At 74.8% G+C, this 18,403-nt stretch carries 17 protein-coding genes; 6 read left to right on the top strand and 11 right to left on the bottom strand.

All coding sequences use genetic code 11. From position 1 onward, the window contains the following. Positions 1–1,138 precede the first annotated feature (1,138 nt). The 6 genes from AB0G63_RS04060 to AB0G63_RS04035 form a co-directional block, all read right to left on the bottom strand. Positions 1,139–2,401: a hypothetical protein gene (locus AB0G63_RS04060; protein WP_360743886.1), complete on the bottom strand. Its 1,263-nt coding sequence runs from the start codon at positions 2,399–2,401 to the stop codon at positions 1,139–1,141. 62 nt (positions 2,402–2,463) lie between these two features. Beyond that, on the bottom strand, positions 2,464–3,576 hold the full coding sequence (locus tag AB0G63_RS04055; protein WP_360743858.1) for a hypothetical protein: 1,113 nt from the start codon (positions 3,574–3,576) through the stop codon (positions 2,464–2,466). Then, a complete protein-coding gene (locus AB0G63_RS04050; protein WP_360743855.1) occupies positions 3,573–4,403 on the bottom strand; it encodes a hypothetical protein in 831 nt (276 codons plus the stop codon). The genes AB0G63_RS04055 and AB0G63_RS04050 overlap by 4 nt, the downstream gene beginning before the upstream one ends. A gap of 161 nt (positions 4,404–4,564) precedes the next feature. Next, positions 4,565–5,281, bottom strand: coding sequence for an LPXTG cell wall anchor domain-containing protein (locus tag AB0G63_RS04045; RefSeq protein WP_360743852.1), 717 nt, complete (start codon positions 5,279–5,281; stop codon positions 4,565–4,567). 306 nt (positions 5,282–5,587) lie between these two features. Beyond that, the gene (locus AB0G63_RS04040; RefSeq protein ID WP_360743849.1) at positions 5,588–6,142 is read right to left on the bottom strand and encodes an ATP-binding protein; all 555 of its coding nucleotides are present in this window, start codon (positions 6,140–6,142) and stop codon (positions 5,588–5,590) included. 224 nt (positions 6,143–6,366) lie between these two features. Beyond that, positions 6,367–6,762: an STAS domain-containing protein gene (locus tag AB0G63_RS04035; RefSeq protein WP_360743846.1), complete on the bottom strand. Its 396-nt coding sequence runs from the start codon at positions 6,760–6,762 to the stop codon at positions 6,367–6,369. Positions 6,763–7,012: 250 nt separating this feature from the next. Here AB0G63_RS04035 and AB0G63_RS04030 point away from each other — a divergent pair, with 250 nt between their 5' ends. Next, positions 7,013–7,921: an RNA polymerase sigma factor SigF gene (locus AB0G63_RS04030; RefSeq protein ID WP_360743883.1), complete on the top strand. Its 909-nt coding sequence runs from the start codon at positions 7,013–7,015 to the stop codon at positions 7,919–7,921. Positions 7,922–8,035: 114 nt separating this feature from the next. On the opposite strand, the gene hutI is transcribed toward AB0G63_RS04030, so the two are convergent. The 4 genes from hutI to hutU all read right to left on the bottom strand — a co-directional run bounded on the left by hutI (position 8,036) and on the right by hutU (position 13,651). Further along, the gene (gene hutI, locus AB0G63_RS04025) at positions 8,036–9,211 is read right to left on the bottom strand and encodes an imidazolonepropionase (protein ID WP_360743843.1); all 1,176 of its coding nucleotides are present in this window, start codon (positions 9,209–9,211) and stop codon (positions 8,036–8,038) included. Next, the gene (locus AB0G63_RS04020; RefSeq protein ID WP_360743840.1) at positions 9,208–10,575 is read right to left on the bottom strand and encodes a formimidoylglutamate deiminase; all 1,368 of its coding nucleotides are present in this window, start codon (positions 10,573–10,575) and stop codon (positions 9,208–9,210) included. The genes hutI and AB0G63_RS04020 overlap by 4 nt, the downstream gene beginning before the upstream one ends. Next, positions 10,572–11,786: an allantoate amidohydrolase gene (locus AB0G63_RS04015; protein WP_360743880.1), complete on the bottom strand. Its 1,215-nt coding sequence runs from the start codon at positions 11,784–11,786 to the stop codon at positions 10,572–10,574. Before AB0G63_RS04015 ends, AB0G63_RS04020 begins: the two co-directional genes overlap by 4 nt. A gap of 200 nt (positions 11,787–11,986) precedes the next feature. After that, positions 11,987–13,651 (bottom strand): urocanate hydratase, encoded by a 1,665-nt coding sequence (hutU, locus tag AB0G63_RS04010; protein WP_360743837.1) that lies wholly within the window; start codon positions 13,649–13,651, stop codon positions 11,987–11,989. 245 nt (positions 13,652–13,896) lie between these two features. On the opposite strand from hutU, the gene AB0G63_RS04005 reads away from it, so the two are divergent. The 5 genes from AB0G63_RS04005 (at position 13,897) to AB0G63_RS03985 (ending at position 17,724) form a co-directional block, all read left to right on the top strand. Then, the gene (locus AB0G63_RS04005; RefSeq protein WP_360743876.1) at positions 13,897–15,267 is read left to right on the top strand and encodes a diaminopimelate decarboxylase; all 1,371 of its coding nucleotides are present in this window, start codon (positions 13,897–13,899) and stop codon (positions 15,265–15,267) included. Between the two features lie 179 nt (positions 15,268–15,446). Next, positions 15,447–15,854 (top strand): hypothetical protein, encoded by a 408-nt coding sequence (locus AB0G63_RS04000; protein WP_360743834.1) that lies wholly within the window; start codon positions 15,447–15,449, stop codon positions 15,852–15,854. After that, the gene (locus tag AB0G63_RS03995; RefSeq protein ID WP_360743831.1) at positions 15,851–16,816 is read left to right on the top strand and encodes a hypothetical protein; all 966 of its coding nucleotides are present in this window, start codon (positions 15,851–15,853) and stop codon (positions 16,814–16,816) included. Before AB0G63_RS04000 ends, AB0G63_RS03995 begins: the two co-directional genes overlap by 4 nt. Before the next feature lie 13 nt (positions 16,817–16,829). Beyond that, positions 16,830–17,330, top strand: coding sequence for a roadblock/LC7 domain-containing protein (locus AB0G63_RS03990; protein ID WP_360743828.1), 501 nt, complete (start codon positions 16,830–16,832; stop codon positions 17,328–17,330). Positions 17,331–17,349: 19 nt separating this feature from the next. Next, positions 17,350–17,724, top strand: coding sequence for a hypothetical protein (locus AB0G63_RS03985; protein ID WP_351891534.1), 375 nt, complete (start codon positions 17,350–17,352; stop codon positions 17,722–17,724). 11 nt (positions 17,725–17,735) lie between these two features. On the opposite strand, the gene AB0G63_RS03980 is transcribed toward AB0G63_RS03985, so the two are convergent. Then, positions 17,736–18,329: a hypothetical protein gene (locus tag AB0G63_RS03980; protein ID WP_360743825.1), complete on the bottom strand. Its 594-nt coding sequence runs from the start codon at positions 18,327–18,329 to the stop codon at positions 17,736–17,738. Positions 18,330–18,403: the final 74 nt, after the last annotated feature.

Genomic DNA, 18,403 nt, shown 5'->3' with positions numbered 1-18,403 from the left:
CACCGGTGCGTGCGACAGCCCATCGCCGCCGACCGGTGCAACGGGCCCTTCCCCGCCCGGCGGGACCGGCGCCACGCCGCCGCCGACCCGTGCGCCGGCTCCTCACCACCAACCGGTGCTACGGCCACCACAGCCGACCGCGCGACGGCACTTCGCCGCCGGCGCGCACGGCAGACCCTCGCCGCCGGCATCTTCGGCAGACCACGCCAACCGGGGCAGCGGGCCCACCACCACCGACCGCACGACGGCACTTCACCACCGGTGCGTGCGACAGCCCATCGCCGCCGGCCGGAGCAGCGGGCCCTTCCCCGCCCGGCGGGACCGGCGCCACGCCGCCGCCGACCCGTGCGCTGGCTCCTCACCACCAACCGGTGCTACGGCCACCACAGCCGACCGCGCGACGGCACTTCGCCGCCGGCGCGCACGGCAGACCCTCGCCGCCGGCATCTTCGGCAGACCACGCCAACCGGGGCAGCGGGCCCACCACCACCGACCGCACGACGGCACTTCACCACCGGTGCGTGCGACAGCCCATCGCCGCCGGCCGGAGCAGCGGGCCCTTCCCCGCCCGGCGGGACCGGCGCCACGCCGCCGCCGACCCGTGCGCCGGCTCCTCACCACCAACCGGTGCTACGGCCACCACAGCCGACCGCGCGACGGCACTTCGCCGCCGGCGCGCGGCGACGGCCCATCACCGCCAAGCGGTGCAGCGGGTTCTCCACCGCCTGCCGCGCGGCAGAGCCCCCGCCAGCATCTGTGGCGGGCCGCCGTCAACCGGCAGTGGCCCACCGCCGACCGCGCGACGGCATTTCGGCGTCGGTGCGCGGCGGCCCTGCCCCGCCCGCGGGTCCGGCGGTGCTTGGCCGTCAGCGCGTGCGCCCGCACCTCTCCGGCGAGCGGTGTGGTGGCGCTTCGCCGTCGCGGCGTGCGGCGGGCCCCGCACCGACAGCCGTGTGGTGGCCCGCCGCCGGCGGCTGGGGCGGGCCACCACCGCCGGCCGTGCAGCGGCGCTTCGTCGTCAGCGCGAGCTGTGGGCCCGGCGCCGCCGACCGGTCCGGCGTGCGGCGGCGTCGGCCGCGAGGCGGTGCTCCACTGTCACCGCGTGCGGCGCCGCGGGCCGCGTGGCGGTGTTTCGCCGTCACCGTGGGCGGCGGCCCGGCAGGAAGGTGAACACCGCGCCGCCCAGCAGGACCGCTGTGCCGGCGACCAGGCCCAGGGCTTTCAGGGCGCCGTGGTCGTCCGCGCCCGTCGCCGCCAGTCCGCCGTCCGACGACGCCGAGCCGCCGGTCGCCGACGAGCCGCCCGAGCCGCCCGAGGCGCCGCTCGCCTGCTGCGTGGTGTCCAGGGTCAGGGAGACCGCCGTCCTGTCAGGGGTGCACGTCGTGGTGGTGCCGAGGGCCTCGATGGTCAGCACGCCCGGGGAGAGCGTCGACCTGCCGGTCGCGCCCGGCTTGTAGGTACCGGTCAGGTCGGGGATCGCGATCGGGTCGCCCGACTTGATGTCCTCGGCGTTCACCGGTCCCTCCACGTGCACGCTGCCCTTGTCCGCGCCGCCCAGGACCACCTCCATCGACGGCTTGACCGAGCCCTTGGGGATGTCGGCCGGGCTGTTCATCACGGACTTCCCGAACCGCACCGTGAGGCCGAAGGCGCCGCCGTCCTTCTTGGCGTCGATCCGGATCGGCGAGGTCGCCTTCTTCTCCCCGATGGGGGACTGACAGGTGTACGGGATGTCGACCTGCTTGCCGGTGAAGTCGGTCTGCCCGCCCGATCCCGAGCCTCCGGTGTCCGTGCCCGCGCTGTCCCCGCCCGACGCGGAGGCGCTCGGCGTGCCCGTCCCGGACGGCGATCCGGTGGGCGACGCGGTGCCCGGTCCGGTGGGCGACGCGCTGGAGGTGCCGCCGTCGCCCGCCGTCACCTCGATGGTCGCCGCCTTCTGCACCGTCCCGGTCGGTGTGCACACGGTGTTCGTCGACATCGCGTTGACGGTGTACGCGTCCGGCGTCAGCGTCACCTCGCCGGGCGCCGTGAGCTTCAGGGTGCCCTTCATGTCGGACAGCACCATGGCGCCGCCCTTGGGGATCGCCGGGTTCTTCCGCGGCCCCTGCATGTCGATGTCGGCGGTCTGCGCGCCGGCCGCCTTGAGCGTGCCGGACGGCTGGACGGAGTCCGCGGGCAGGTCGATGATGTCCGGGTTCTTCGACGCGGCCTGCACGAACTTCCACACGATGTCCACGGTGTCGCCCACCTTCGCCGTGGCGGGCGCGGTGATCTCGACCTTCGTGGTGCCGTCGACGGGGTCGATGCCGGCGGGCGGCACGCAGTGCGTCGCGTACGACACCTCCGCGGCCTGCGCGGAACCGGCCGTCAGGCCGAGCAGCGCGCCCGCGCCGCAGAGCACCGTCGCGGCGCCCACGGCACCCGCTCTCAGCCGGCCGGCCGGCGTGACTCTCCTTCGCTCGCTCACGGGGGTCCCTTCCTCCTGGTGGGAGTCGTGTGACTCGTCGGGCTGTCGTCGTGCGGTGCGGAGAGCCGGCCGGCCGCCCCCGGATCGGAGTCCGGGGTGAACCACGGCAGGGTCGAAGCGGAGAGTGGCGCCTGTTCCGCCCGCGCGGCGAACCGCGGCAGGCGCCCGGCGAGCCCCGGCAGGCGCGAGCCGGGTCCCGGCAGGCGCGAGCCGCGGTGCCGGACGCCGCCGGCGCGCCGCGGCCGGACCCGGTCCACCAGGGCCATGCCGGCCCGGAACACCGCGGCCGGCACGACCAGGAACACCAGCACCCAGAACAGGGTCACGCCCCAGGGGCGCCCCACGCCCCAGGGCTGTTCGGCGAGGACCTTCCCGCCGTACTTGAGGGAGACGGTGTAGTCGCCGTGCGCGCCCCCCGTGAGTTCGACGGGCAGTTCGATCCGCGCCCGCTTCCCGGGCCGGATCGTGCCGCGCCACCGCTGGTCCTCCCACTGCGGGGCGAACACGCCGTATGTGGTGCCGACCTGGAAGACCGGGTCCTTGACCGGGGACGTGCCGACGTTGCCGACGGTGAGGACCAGCGTGCGCGCGGGCGGGGCGCCGAACCAGGTCAGCAGCCCGCTCGACCCGTCGAGCCGGGTGTCGGTGAGAACCGACAGGCGTCCGCCGGCCGGCTGGGCGGGCAGCGGTTCGACGGCGTGCCCGGCCACCTGGAGGACGGCGTCGGCCTGGGCCCGCGCGCCGGTCACGGTGGCCACGTGCACCACGCACGGGCACGGCACCGGCGGCTCGGCGACCGGCAGCTTCCGGCTGAAGGAGCCGTGGGCGTCGGTGGTGACGGCCCGGCCGTCGGCGTTGGCGCAGGAGTTGGTGCCGCCGGGCACGCCGCGCGACGGCACGGCCTGTCCGCAGATCAGCACCATCAGCAGCGCGTGCGCCCGCCAGCCGCTGCCGCGGACGGTGACCGAGCCGCCGGTGCCCGCCTGGGACGTCGACAGCTCGACAGCCGGCCCGTCGGCGGCCACCGCCGTGCCAGCCGCCGTCGGCAGCAGCGGCAGCAGCAGGGCGAGCACCGCCGCCAGCGCCGCGATCCGCACCGCGCCCTTCACGTCCCCGCTCCCGTCGGCTCGGCCTCCACCGGCGGGGACGCGGGCGCGGTGCCACCCGGACGGCGCGCACGACGCCGTACGGCGAACAGGGCGGCGCCCGCGGCCGCCACCGCCCCGGCGGCCCCCTGCACCGCGCCCCGGGACACGAAACGCGCCCGCGTCGCCGCGCTGTCGCGCGCCCCGCCCGCCGCCGTCACCGTCAGCCGCACGTCGACCGCGTCCAGCGCCGGGCGGCCGGACCAGGGCTCGGTGAGTCTCAGGCGGCGGCCGGGCGGCAGCCGGACGGGCAGGCTGCGCGGGGGCCGGTCGAGGACCGCGCCGAACAGGCCGTCGGCGTGCACCGCGAGCCGGGGCGCGAGGACGGTCGTGCCGCGGTTGACCAGCGCGTAGGCGATGCCGTCGGCGCGTACGGTCACGTTCTCGACGGTCAGCGCGGACAGGGCGGGCCCGCCGGCCCTCAGCCGCAGCGGCACCGACCGGGAGCGGCCGTCGGCGTCACGGGCGACGATCTCGCCGGCCCGGTCGCCGGAGGCGGTCACGGTGAACGGCACCTCCGCCCGGGTGCGCGCCGGGACCCGGACCCGGGCGGCGGCGAAGACGACGTGGACGCCACTGCCGTACAGCCGCACGGTGACCGCCCGCCCGCCGCGGTTCGTCACGGACACCGTGTCCCGCAGGACCGTCCCCGCGGGGCCCTCGGCGTAGAAGGCGGGGCGGGAGCCGCCGGCGGGCGCGAGGGACCAGCCGTCGGCCGCGGAGGCCGCCGGGGCGGCGGTCAGCAGGAGCAGGGCGGGCAGGCACAGGACGACACGGGCGGCGGACGGCATCGGCGGCTCCAGCGGGAAGGCGCGGCGGCCACGTTCGTACGGTCTCGTTCGGGCGGCTTCGTTCGTACGGCCTCGTTCGTACGGCCTTGTTCGGGCGGCCTCGTTCAGGCGGCTTCGTTCGGGCGGCTTCGTTCGGGCGGCTTCGTTCGGGCGGTCAGGGGTCAGCGGCGCGCCGTCTGGTGGCGCCGGGTCAGCCACAGCACGCCCGCGGCGCCCGTGAGCAGCACGGTGCCGCCGAGGGTGCCGAGGGCGATCGCCGAGTCCTCGGGGCCGGTCTGCGGGAGGCTGCCGCCGGTGTCGGCGCCGGTGCCGGCTCCGCTCTGGGCGCCGCCGCCGCTCTGCGTGCCGCCGGAGGAGCCGCCGCCGCCCGCTGCCGTCACGTCGAGGGTCAGCGACGGTCCCGGGTTGTTCGACGGCGTGCAGGTGGTGGTCGTGCCGAGCGCCTTGATGGTCAGCACGCCCGCGGTGAAGGTGACCTTGCCGGTCTTCTTCGGGGTGTACGTGCCCGACAGGTCACTGATCTTGATGGGCGTGTTGGCGGGGATGGCGGCCTGGTTGGCGGGGCCGGTGACGGCCAGGGTGCCGCTGTCGGCGCCGCCCAGCTCGATGGTGGCGCTCGGGTTCATCGCGCCCTTGCCCAGTTCGACCGGGCTGGAGGAGACGCCCTTCTGCCACGACATGGTGATCCGGTAGCCGCTGCCGCTCTTGACGCCCTTCATGTCGATGGGCGAGACGGCACTCTTGTCGCCGATCGGCGTCTTGCACCGGTAGTCGACGTCGACGACCTCGGCATGGGCTGCGGGGGCGGCCATCAGCACCGCCGAGCCGGCCAGGGCCGCGGCGGACGCGAGCGCGGCGGTTCGTTTCCGGTACGACACGGTTCCGCTCCCTTTCCTGTCTCCTGACGCTTCCTGACGGCACATCAGATCGGGCCGTCAAGGTACGCCCGGGGCCGGAAGAGGGGAAGACACGGTACGGGCCGGAGTTGTGCGGATCCGGCGTGCGTACGGGGGAGTTGACGTTCGGCCGGCGCCCCGCCTCCGGGGCCGGCCTCGGTGACGGTCGCACGCCGGGCGGACGGGCACGGGCGCCCGGCCGGGACCGGAATCGGCGTACGCGCCGCGGCAGGGGGCGGCGTGACCCGCACGCCGTATGTCGGGGCAGCGGCCTGCCCCGGGGCGGGCTCAGGCCGGTGCGCCGAGCTCCGCCCAGACGGTCTTGCCCGCCGCTCCCGGCGTGCGCACGACCCCCCAGTCCAGGCACAGCCGCTGCACGATGAACATGCCGTGGCCGCCGGGGCGGCCCGCGCGGTGCGGGTTGCGCGGGGCCGGCTGGCCGCCGCCGCGGTCGGAGACCTCCACGCGGATCACCTTGTTGTCGCAGGTGATCCCCAGCTCGTCCGGCCCCTCGGCGTGCAGGCAGGCGTTGGTGACCAGTTCGGAGACGACGAGCAGGACGTCCTCGGCGGCGGCCCGCCGGTCGGCGGTGGCGGCGGGCAGCCATCCCCACGCGTACAGCGCCTGCCGGGTGAAGTCGCGGGCGAGCGGCACGACCCCGCTCTCGCCGTCGAAACTCAGTCTGCGGACCTGGCGCCCCCCGGACGATGCGGATGCCGCTGACGACGCGGCCGCGTCCCCGCCGGACGCCCCGGTCACGGGCGCGCCTCCCTCGGACGCCCCGGAAGCGCCGCTGGGCTCCGGGCCGCGGTCGCCCGGCGAGCAAGGCCGGGTGGTGCTCATCAGCGCTTCACCTCACCGATTCACCAGTTCATCATTCAGGAGTCAGTACGTGGCCGGGCGGCGGATGCGCCGCTCTGCCTGCCGACAATGTTTCAGGATGTCTCCTGCCCGACCGGACCGGTGGAACACCCCTCGTTTCGACACGGAAGGCGTGACACCCGGAAAGTGCCGGTCGTGCAGGGGCGCCCGGGGCCCGGCACCGGACCGGACGGACGCCCGCCCGGTCAGCCCGCCTCGTCGGCCTCGTCGGCCTCGTCGGCGAGGGCCGCCTCCAGCGTGTCATGGATGGCGAACACCGCGTCCGCCCCCGTGATCTCGAAAACCCGTCCCACCACGGGCAGCATCCCCGCGAGGTGCACCCCGCCGCCCGCGGCCTCGGCTTTCAGCCGCGCGCCGAGCAGCACGTTCAGCCCGGTGGAGTCGCAGAACTCCAGCCGTGAGCAGTCCACGACCAACCGCTTGTGTCCCTTGTCGAGGCAGTCCTCGAGCGGCTCACGCAACAGATCGGCCGTGTGGTGGTCCAACTCGCCCGCCGGGGTCACGACGGCACTGGAGCCCTCTTCCCGAACCTCCACCAGTAGCCGGCCAGACTGTGCGCTGCCGACCGTCCCGCGGTCCATGCCGTCTCTCTCTCCCGACGTCGAGGCTGCTGACTGACGCCCTCGAACACTACGCCTTCTCCACACTCTCCGACACCCGAACAACCCCAAGTAAACGGACATATCAGCACGTAGCACACTTGCGAGGGGCTCGGGGAAGCGGGTAGGGCTGGATAAACACGCAACCGACACGGCCGGCTTTGGAGGCGCCGCACACCGCAGTGCAGGTACTGGCTTCGGCAGCCGTATGCCGAGAACGATGGAGGACACCATGTCACCCCGGCTCGACGCATCGCGTTCCCCTCAGGAGACGCCGGCCCCCCTTCCGGAACCTCTGGATCCCGCAGAGGACGACGACGCGGACGCTGCCGCCGGGCTTGCCGGGCTCCCGGAGATCCCCCCGTACGACGAGGTGGGACCGGTCGACGCCCGCGCCCTCTCCAAGACCCTCTTCGAGCGGCTGGAATCCCTCGAGGAAGGCACCCACGAGTACGCCTACGTCCGCAACACCCTCGTGGAGCTGAATCTCGCCCTGGTCAAGTTCGCCGCCTCCCGGTTCCGCTCCCGCAGCGAGCCGATGGAGGACATCGTCCAGGTCGGCACCATCGGCCTGATCAAGGCGATCGACCGCTTCGAGCTCTCGCGCGGTGTCGAGTTCCCCACGTTCGCGATGCCGACCGTCGTCGGCGAGATCAAACGATTCTTCCGGGACACGTCATGGTCCGTGCGCGTCCCGCGCCGGCTCCAGGAGCTGCGGCTCGACCTGGCCAAGGCCGGGGACGAGCTGGCCCAGCAGCTGGACCGCGCGCCGACGGTGGCGGAGCTGGCCGAACGCCTCGGCATCTCCGACGACGAGGTCGTCGAGGGCATGGCGGCGTCGAACGCGTACACCGCCTCCTCGCTGGACGCCCAGCCGGAGGAGGACGACGCGGAGGGCGCGCTCGCGGACCGCATCGGCTACGAGGACCACGGCATCGAGGGCATCGAGTACGTCGAGTCGCTGAAGCCGCTGATCGCCGGGCTGCCGCCGCGTGACCGGAAGATCCTCTCCCTGCGCTTCGTGGCGGGCATGACCCAGTCGGAGATCGGCGAGGAGCTGGGCATCTCGCAGATGCACGTCTCCAGGCTGCTGTCGCGGACGCTGGTGCGGCTGCGCAAGGGGCTGACCGTCGAGGAGTGACGCCCGCGTTCATGGACGGCCGCTCCCGGACGACGCCCTCCACGGGCGGTCCGTCGGGGAGCGGCCGTCGGGAGCGGCCGTCCGGGAGCGGCCGTCGGGCAGCGGCCCGCCCGGTCAGTGGAGGCGCCTGCCCCGCCGCCAGACGCCGGTGACCAGCGGGACGCCCGGACGGTAGGCCAGGTGGATGTGGCTCGGCGCGTCGAGGACGATCAGGTCCGCGTACGTGCCGGGCCGGAGGCGGCCGATGTCGTCCCGGCGCAGGGCCGCCGCCCCGCCCGCCGTGGCGGACCACACCGCCTCGTCCGGCGTCATCCGCATGTCCCGCACGGCGAGCGCGACGCAGAACGGCATCGACGAGGTGAACGACGAGCCCGGGTTGCAGTCCGTCGACAGCGCGACGGTGGCCCCGGCGTCCAGCAGGCGCCGGGCGTCCGGCCACTCGGCGCGGGTGGAGAACTCCGCGCCGGGCAGCAGGGTCGCCACGGTGTCGCCGTGCGCGAGGGCGTCGACGTCGGCGTCGGTGAGGTGGGTGCAGTGGTCGGCGCTGGCCGCGCCCAGCTCGACGGCCAGCTGCACGCCGGGGCCGTGGGAGAGCTGGTTGGCGTGGACGCGGAGACGGAGGCCCCTGGCCCGGCCGGCGGTGAGGATCGCGCGGGCCTGGTCGCCGTCGAAGGCGCCCTTCTCGCAGAAGACGTCGATCCAGCGGGCGTGCGGCGCGCAGGCGTCGAGCATCGCGCCGGTGACGAGGTCGACGTAGCCGGCCGGGTCGTCGGCGTGCTCCTCGGGCACGACGTGGGCGCCGAGGTAGGTGACCTCGTCGGTGTGGCGGGCGGCGATGCGCAGGGCGCGGGCCTCGTCGGCGACGGTCAGGCCGTAGCCGGACTTGGTCTCCATGGTGGTCGTGCCCTGGCGCAGGGCCTCGGCGAGGTAGCGGGTGAGGTTGGCCTCCAGTTCCTCGTCGCTCGCGGCGCGGGTGGCGGCGACGGTGGTGCGGATGCCGCCCGCGCGGTAGGCCCGGCCGGACATGCGGGCGTTGAACTCCCGGGTCCGGTCCCCCGCGAAGACCAGGTGGGAGTGCGAGTCGACGAAGCCGGGGAGGACCGCCCGGCCCTCGGCGTCGACCCGGTTGTCAGTGGCGGGTGCTTTGCTTGACTCACCGGTCCACACGACGCGGTCGCCCTCGATGACGAGCGCCGCGTCCTGGATCAGTCCGAGGGGAGATCCGTCACCGAGGGAGGGGTCGTTGGTGATCAGCGTGGCGATGTTGACGATGGCGGTGCTGCTGCTCATGGCGTCCTCGGTGATGGTGGGTTTCCCTCGCGCAGAGCCGCGACGGCCCGCGCGAGGGCCTGCGGCACGTCCGGCACGAGGGTGTGCGCCCCGTCGCGCACGATGTGCCGGCCCGCGACGACCGTGTGCCGTACGTCGGCCGCCGTCGCGGCGAATACGGCGGTCTCGGCGCCGAGCCGGGGCAGCGTTCCGGCCGTCCTGACGGAGTCCAGCGCGATCGTCGTGAAGTCGGCGAGCGCGCCCTGTTCGATCCGGCCGGCCCCGTCCCAGCCGAGCGCGGCGTGGCCGTCGGCGGAGGCGGCGCGCAGCAGGGCGGCGGCCGTCCAGTGGCCGCGGGTGCGGGTGCGCAGCCGTTCGTCCAGTTCCATGGCGCGCGCCTCTTCCAGCAGGTCGACGACGGCGTGGCTGTCGGAGCCGAGGCTGAGCGGGGAGCCGGCGGCCTGCAGGGCGGCGGCGGGTCCGATGCCGTCGGCGAGGTCCCGCTCGGTGGTCGGGCACATGCAGGTGCCGGTGGAGCTGCCGCCGATCAGGGCGATGTCCTCGTCGGTGAGGTGCGTGTTGTGGACGCCGGTGGTGCGCCGCCCGAGGACGCCGTGGTCGGCGAGCAGCCGGGTGGGCGTGCAGCCGTGGGCGGCCTGGCAGGCGTCGTTCTCGGCGGTCTGCTCGGACAGGTGGACGTGCAGTGGGGCGTTCCGCTGCTCGGCCCACCGCGCCACGGTCGCCAGCTGGCCCGCGGGCACGGCCCGCACGGAGTGGATCGCCGCTCCGATCCGCGCGTGATCCCGTTCCTTGAGAACTGAACAGCGTTCGGCCCACGCTTCGGCGTGTCCGTCGGAGAAGCGGAGCTGGTGGGCGTTGGGCGGTTCGCCGAAGCCGGAGGAGAGGTAGGCGGCGTCCAGGAGGGTGATGCGGATGCCGGCCTCGGCGGCGGCCGCGATCAGCGCCTCGCCCATCGCGTTGGGGTCGGCGTAGGGCGTGCCGCCGGGGGCGTGGTGGACGTAGTGGAACTCGCCGACCGCCGTGACGCCGGCCAGCGCCATCTCCGCGTACACGGCGCGGGCGAGGGCGTGGTAGGTGTCCGGGGTGAGCCGGTCGGCGGTCGCGTACATGATCTCGCGCCAGGTCCAGAAGGTGCCGGAGCCGACCTGGACGGTGCCGCGCAGGGCGCGGTGGAAGGCGTGGCTGTGCGCGTTGGCGAGGCCGGGCAGGGTCAGGCCGCGCAGGATCCCGGCGCCGGGGGGCGGGGCGGGCGTGTCCCGGCGGACGGCGGTGACGCGGCCGTCCGCGACCTCGACGGCGACCCCCGGCTCGACATGGGTGCCGAGCCAGGCGTGCTCCAGCCAGTACGTGTGGGTCGCCGTCACCTGCAGGCCAGTCCTTCCAGTACGTCGGCGAGCGCGAGCACCCCGGCCGCGCAGTCGTCCTCGGCGGCGGACTCGGCCGGGGAGTGCGAGACGCCGGTGGGGTTGCGCACGAACAGCATGGCGGTCGGGATGCTCCCGGCGAGGATCCCGGCGTCGTGTCCCGCTCCGGTACCCAGCACGGGCACGTTCAGGCGGTCGCTCCCTCGGTTCCCAGGTCCCAGAATGTGTGCGATCTCGTCGCGCAGGGCGTGGTCGAACTCGACGACCGGTGTGAAGGACTCGCGGACGACGTCGAGGTCGACGCCGTGTTGCCGGGCGTGGTCGCGGGCCGCGGCCTCCACGGCCGCGACCACGGTGTCCAGGCTGTCCTGGTCGGCGGCGCGGGAGTCGAGCCAGCCGCGCACCAGGGACGGGACGGCGTTGACGCCGTTCGGCTCGACCGCGACCTTGCCGAAGGTGGCGACGGCGTCGGCCAGCCGGGCCTCGCGGCGGGCGGCGAGCACGGCCTCGGCGTACGGCAGCATGGGGTCGCGGCGGTCGGCCAGCCGGGTGGTGCCCGCGTGGTTGGCCTCGCCCCGGAAGTCGAACCGCCAGCGTCCGTGCGGCCAGATGGAACTCGCGATGCCGACGGCGTCGCCGGACAGGTCCAGGGCCCGGCCCTGCTCGACGTGCAGTTCGACGAACGCGCCGATGCGGGCGAGCCGTTCCGGGTCCGGCCCGATGGCCTCGGGGTCGTATCCGGCGGCCTCCATGGCCCGGGGCAGCGTGACGCCGTCGGCGTCGGTCAGCAGGTGCGCCTGCCGGGCGGTGAGCTTCCCGGCGGTCAGCCGTGAGCCGACGCAGGCGAGCCCGAACCGGGCGCCCTCCTCGTCGCCGAAGTTGACGACGGCCACGGGCTTGGCGAACCGCGCTCCCCTGCCGCGCAGTTCGTCCAGGGCGGCGAAGGCCGACACGACGCCCAGGGGGCCGTCGAAGGCGCCTCCGTCGGGCACGGAGTCCAGATGCGACCCGGTGACGACGGCGTCCCCCCGGGCCGGATCGCCCAGCCAGGCCCACTGGTTGCCGTTGCGGTCGACCTCGTGGGTCAGTCCGCGCGCCTCCGCCTGCTCCCGGAACCAGGCCCGGCACTCGGCGTCGGCGCCGGTCCAGGCGAACCGGCGGTAGCCGCCGGACTCGGGGTGCCGGCCGACGGGGCGCAGCCGGTCCCACATCTCGTGGAAGGAGTCACCGGCCGCGACGGGCCGCACGGCGGCCCCCGGCACGTCGGCCGGCACGTCGACCGGTGCGTCGGCCGGTGCGGGCGGCGACGGGACCCCGGCTCCCGCCGACGGGGCGCCGGTCCCGCCCGCGTGCCTGTCCGCGCCCTCGTACCGGCGCACGCGCTCGTACCGGCTCACGCCCTCGTGCCGCTTCACGCCTCGTCACCCTCGCGCATCGGGATGCGCACGCCGCGCTCCTGGGCGACCGACTCCGCGATGTCGTAGCCCGCGTCCACGTGCCGGACGACGCCCATGCCGGGGTCGTTGGTGAGCACACGGCGGATCTTCTCCCCGGCCAGCGGCGTGCCGTCGGCCACCGTCACCTGCCCGGCGTGGATCGACCGGCCCATGCCGACGCCGCCGCCGTGGTGGATGGACACCCAGGATGCGCCCGAGGCCACGTTGACCATGGCGTTCAGCAGCGGCCAGTCGGCGATCGCGTCGGACCCGTCGAGCATCGCCTCGGTCTCCCGGTAGGGGGAGGCCACCGAGCCGCAGTCGAGGTGGTCGCGCCCGATGACGACCGGCGCGGCCAGTTCCCCGCTCGCCACCATGTCGTTGAAGCGCTCGCCGGCCTTGTCCCGCTCGCCGTAGCCGAGCCAGCAGATACGGGCGGGCAGGCCCTGGAAGTGGACCCGCTCACCCGCCATCCGGATCCACCGGGCGAGGGACTCGTTCTCGGGGAAGAGCTCCAGGATCGCCCGGTCGGTCCTGGCGATGTCGGCCGGGTCGCCCGAGAGCGCGGCCCACCGGAACGGGCCCTTGCCCTCGCAGAACAGCGGGCGGATGTAGGCGGGGACGAAGCCGGGGAAGGCGAACGCCCGGTCGTACCCGGCGAGTTTGGCCTCACCGCGGATGGAGTTGCCGTAGTCGAAGACCTCGGCGCCGGCGTCCATGAAGCCGACCATGGCCTCCACGTGCCGGGCCATCGACTCGCGGGCGCGGGAGGTGAACCCGGCCGGGTCCTTGGCGGCGGCCTCGGCCATGTCCTCGAAGGCGACCCCGAGCGGCAGGTAGGACAGCGGGTCGTGGGCCGAGGTCTGGTCGGTGACGATGTCGACGGGGGCGCCCATGGCGAGGAGCTGCGGGACGAGTTCGGCGGCGTTGCCCAGGACGCCGATGGACAGCGGGCGGCGGGCGTCACGGGCCTCGACGGCCAGCTGGAGGGCGTGGTCGAGGGAGTCGGCCCGCACGTCGAGGTAGCGGTGCTCGATGCGGCGCTCGATGGCGCGCGGGTCGCAGTCGACGCAGACCGCCACGCCGTCGTTCATGGTGACGGCGAGCGGCTGGGCGCCGCCCATGCCGCCGAGCCCGGCGGTGAGGGTGATCGTCCCGGCGAGGGTGCCGCCGAACCTCTTCGCGGCGACGGCGGCGAACGTCTCGTAGGTGCCCTGGAGGATGCCCTGGGTGCCGATGTAGATCCAGGAGCCGGCGGTCATCTGGCCGTACATGGTCAGGCCGAGGGCCTCCAGTCGGCGGAACTCCTCCCAGGTGGCCCAGTCGCCGACCAGGTTGGAGTTGGCGATGAGGACGCGCGGGGCCCACTCGTGGGTCTGCATGACGCCGACCGGGCGGCCGGACTGGACGAGCATGGTCTCGTCCTGCTTGAGGGTCTTCAGCGTGCGGACCATCGCGTCGAAGGAGCGCCAGTCGCGGGCCGCCTTGCCGGTGCCGCCGTAGACGACGAGCTTGTCGGGGTGCTCGGCGACCTCGGGGTCGAGGTTGTTCTGCAGCATCCGCAGGGCGGCTTCCTGCTGCCAGCCCAGGGCACTGAGTTCCGTACCGCGGGGGGACCGGACGGGGCGGGGTCCTGACATGGGGCTGCCTCCTGGCGGATCACGACCGGATTCTTGCTGCAGTTATTCACATCCTGACTTTCTGAATAGAACTAGTCAACACGTTCTTGCGTCCGCACCGGCGCGTCGCGGATGTTTGGCTGGATAGACGGCTGCGGACGGCTACGGCGACGACACGACGACAGGACGGGGATGCGGTGGACAGGGACAGCGACCGCCACGAGGACCAGGCAGCCCGGCACGACGACCGCCACGAGGACCGGGCCATCCTGCGCGACGACGACCCCCACGACGGCCGGGCCGCCCGGCGCGACGAGGCCGTGCGGGCCGCCGTGGAGCAGGGGCTGCTCGGGCCCGCCACCCCCATCGTCGGCCTTCTGGACGTCACGGGCATCCGGGAGTCGGCGGCGCGGCTGCGGGCCGCGTTCGAGGCGGTCGTCGCCCCCGGCACGCCGGTGCTGCACGCCTTCGCCGTGAAGGCGACCCCGCTGGTGCCGGTGCTGCGGCTGCTGCACGAGGAGGGCATCGGCGCGGAGGTGGCGAGCCCGGGCGAGCTGGCACTCGCGCAGGCGGCCGGGGTGCCGCCCGGGCGGACGGTCCTCGACTCGCCCGCCAAGACGCCGGCCGAGCTGCGCGAGGCGCTGGAGCTGGGGATCGCGGTGAACGCCGACAATCCGCAGGAACTGGCGCGCATCGACGGCCTGATCGGGGCCGCCGCCGGCCGCTCACCGCTCGGGCTCCGGGTGAACCCGCAGGTCGGCGGGGGCGCCATCGAGGCGCTGTCGACGGCCACCGAGACCTCGAAGTTCGGGGTGGCGCTGCGCGACGAGGGGGCGCGCGCCTGGGTGGTGCGGGCGTACGCCGAGCGGCCGTGGCTGACCCGGCTGCACGCGCACACCGGGTCGCAGGGCGTCCCGCTGCCGCTGATGGCGCGGGGCGTGGCCGAGACGTACGCGCTCGCCGAGGAGATCAACCGGCGCGTCGGGCGGCGGCAGGTCGACACGATCGACATCGGCGGCGGTCTGCCGGTGAACTTCTCCTCGGACGCGACGACACCGACGTACGCGCAGTACGCGCGGCTGCTGCGGGAGACGGTGCCGGGGCTGTTCGACGGGCGGTACGGGCTGGTCACCGAGTTCGGGCGGTCGCTGCTGGCCAAGCACGGCACGGTGGTGGCGCGGGTGGAGTACGCCAAGAGCGCCGGCGGGCGGCCGGTCGCGGTGACGCACGCGGGCGTGCAGGTGGCCACGCGGACGGTGTACGCACCGGGGGCGTGGCCGCTGCGCGTCGCCGCGTACGACGCCGAGGGGCGGCCCAAGCAGGGGCCGCCGGTCGTGCAGGACGTCGCCGGCCCGGCGTGCTTCGCGGGCGACCTGCTGGCCGAGGCCCGCCCGCTCCCGCTGCTCGAACAGGGCGACCACGTGGCGGCGCTGGACACCGGCGCGTACTACTTCGCGCACCACTACGCCTACAACTCCCTGGTCCGGCCCGCGATCCACGGCTTCGCCCCGGACGGCCGCGGCGGCGTCGCCTTCGCGACCGTGCGCGAGGAGCAGAGCCTGGCCGAGGTGGTCGCCGAGTCGGGAGGGGCGCACGCCGGTTCGCTCACCACCCTGGGCGCTCCCAGTCGCCGTTGACGCATGCCCGCGGCTCTGCAGTCCCCTTGTTCTCCGCGGTTTTCGCGACTTGGAAAATCGTCCCACCCTAGTGGTCCGGAGCATGTTCCGCCGGAAAATGCCGGAAGCCTCATCCGTCGCGCACACGTTGCGTAGTTTCGGCGTCACTCAGCCGAACCCCAGGCGGGAGGGGAGCCACGGTGCCCGGAATCGACGAGTGCCTGCTGGAAGCCATGCGACTGCCCGGTGCCCGGGGCGCCGCACTGGTCGACTGGATCAGCGGGCTTGCCCTGGGCACCGTGGGCGAGTCACCGGGGGGCGATCACGAGACGGCCGCCACCGAGGCCGCCGAGATCGCCCGCCTCGCCGCGGAGCAGCACGTCTTCGCGCCCGCCGACGACCCCGACGGCGCCTCGGGCGCGGACGTCGATCCGCCGGTCGAGGACCTCATCCTCAGCAACCGGGACAGCTACCACGTGCTGCGGTTCGTGGGGACGTCCTTCGACGGCAGCGTGGTCCTGCACCTGTGGCTGGCCCGCGCGGAGGGCAACCTGGCGCTGGCCCGCATCCGCCTGGCCGAGATGGCCGAACGGCTGGTGCTGGCATGACCGTCGTCGGGACGACCGAACCCCCGCGGCTGCCCGTGCGGCACTGGGCGGAGGCACCCGAGCGCGGCCGGGGCGGGCTCTCCCCCATGCTGACCCGGCTCGCCGCCGAGCGGGCCACCGGCGTCCTGGTCCGCGAGCGCGGCACGCTCCACCTCGCCGAGGGCCTGGTGGTGGACGCCGAGAGCCCGGCGGCGCCCGGACTGGACGTCCTGCTCACCGCCCACGGCACGATCGCCGCGGGCACCTGGCGGCAGGCGCTCGCCGCGGCCGACGGCGACCGCCTGCACACCGCCCGCGCGCTGGCCGACAGCGGCCGGCTCCCCTTCGGCACGCTGGAGATGTGCCACCTGGCCGCCCTGTACGACGCGGCGTTCTTCGCCCTGGCGCCCAGCAGCACCCCGGGCCGGTTCCGCTACGGCGACGCCGGCCGGCCCGGGGCCGTGCGCCCCGTCCCCGTGGAGGCCGTGGAGCACGAGACCCTGCGCCGCCGCGACCTGCTGCACCGCATCTGGCCGGACCCGCGCACGGACGACGTCCCGCTGCTGCGCACCGGCCTCGCCGCGGCCCCCGCCCTCACCCGCCGTCAGCGGGCGGTACTGGACCGGGTGAACGGCGTCCGCACGGCCACGGACATCGCCCGGGAGCTCGGCCGGCCGGCCTTCCACACGCTGGTGGACGTACGGCGGCTGACCGCGGCCGGAGTCGTGCGCGGCCCCACCAGCGGCCGCGGTCCCACCCCCGCGACCGGCACCGGCCGCAATCCCGCACCCGCGACCGGCACCGCTCCCGCCGTCGGCCGTGGTCCCGCCCGCGCGACCGGCCCTGCTCCCGCCCCCGGCCACGGTCCCGCCCCCGGCGGCGACCCGCCCCCCGACCTCGCCGGCCCGCTGCCGGCGCACCTGTCGACCGACCCCCATATCACCTTGCTGAAGAGGCTCAGGGATGCGCTGGAGGCCCTTTGAGAGGAGACCCCGGATGGCTGCCGACCCAGACATCCTGGACGAGTTGCGCCGCCTGCGGGCCCGAGTGCCGCAGCTCACCGGCGCCCTGGCGACCGGCGTCGACGGCGTCGTCCTCGCCCAGGACACCCCCGGCGTGGCACCGGAGGGCGTGGCCGTGCTGATCACGAGCGCGCACGGCCTCGCCGTGAAGCTGGCGGACGCGACAGGTCAGGGCGACTTCCGCGAACTGCTGGTGCGCGGCGGACACGGCTACGTCGCCACGTACGCGGCCGGCCCCACCGCCGTGCTGACCCTGCTCGCCCAGGACCGCGTCAACGTCGGCCGCCTGCTGCTGGAGGGCCGCCGCGCCGGCGCCCGCATCGGCGAACTCCTCGAGGAGCGCCGGGCGGGCACCGCGTCCGCGAGGCAGGCCAGGGCCGCGAAACCCGCCGCCAAGGGCGCCGGCGCCCGGACCGCAACCGCGCGCGCCCCGCGCCCGACGACCACCGACCCCGTTACCGACACGCACAGTTGAACCGAGAGGAACCACAGTCATGGCCAACACCGAGACCGCACTGAAGGAAGCGCTCGCCTCCATCGAGGGCGCGACCGGCGTCGCGCTCGTCGACTACACCAGCGGCATGGCACTCGGCACGATGGGCGGCGGCAAGAGCTTCGACCTCAACGTCGCCGCCGCCGGCAACACCGATGTCGTCCGCGCCAAGATGCGCACGATGGAGCACCTGGGGCTCAAGGGCCAGATCGAGGACATCCTGATCACGCTGTCCGACCAGTACCACCTGATCCGCCTGCTCAGCGGCCGCGGCGGCAACGGCCTCTTCCTCTACCTGGTGCTCGACGGCAAGCGGGCCAACCTGGCGATGGCCCGCCACCAGCTGAAGAAGATCGAGGAGGAGCTGGAGGTCTGACCGCCCGCCCCTCAGACGAGCGCCGCGGTGCGGCGCCGCGCCCCGCCCGGGGCCGCGTCGCCCGCCGCGATGCCCGTGCTGCGGTACCCCTTGACCGCCTTGCCGGCCGGGCGGCCGCCGTTCGCGGCGAGCCAGTCGACCCGCACCCACAGCAGGGCGTCCCCGGCCCTCTCCAGCCGCCCGAGCCAGGCCGCCTTCAGCCGCAGCCCGGCGCCGCACCCGGCGAGCAGCATGCCGCCCGCGGCGGGCACGGCGAAGGACCCGCCGAGCGCGACGGCGAAGCCGAGCAGCAGCCACCAGCGGTGCCCGCGGCGCCAGTTGCGCACGCTCACCGCACGGTCCTGCAGCACGTCGTGCTTGCCGGCGCGGACGGCGGAGCGGGCGAGCCCGGCGTACCGCTTGCGCCGCGCGCACACCACCACGGCCGCCGCGACGATGAACAGCGCCGCCCCGGCCATGACGCCGATCCGGCGCCCGGTCAGCCCCGGCACCAGCAGCCCGACGCCCGCCGAGAACACTCCGAGCCACCACAGGGGCGCCGCCCCCGCGCGTACGACGACGGCCACCCGAGCCAGGCCGTACGCCCGACGATCTCCGCGTGCCACGTTCACCCTCCTCGTCGTCCAGGCACAGTGCTTGTCCGGCGGGCAGATTAGCGAGCGAAGGTGAGACGAGTCTG

This window comes from Streptomyces sp. NPDC020996, assembly GCF_040641355.1.
In the GTDB taxonomy this organism is placed as follows: Bacteria; Actinomycetota; Actinomycetes; order Streptomycetales; family Streptomycetaceae; genus Streptomyces.
Note: the sequence above shows the minus strand (reverse complement) of the source record. Positions and strands in the feature narration are given on the sequence as shown.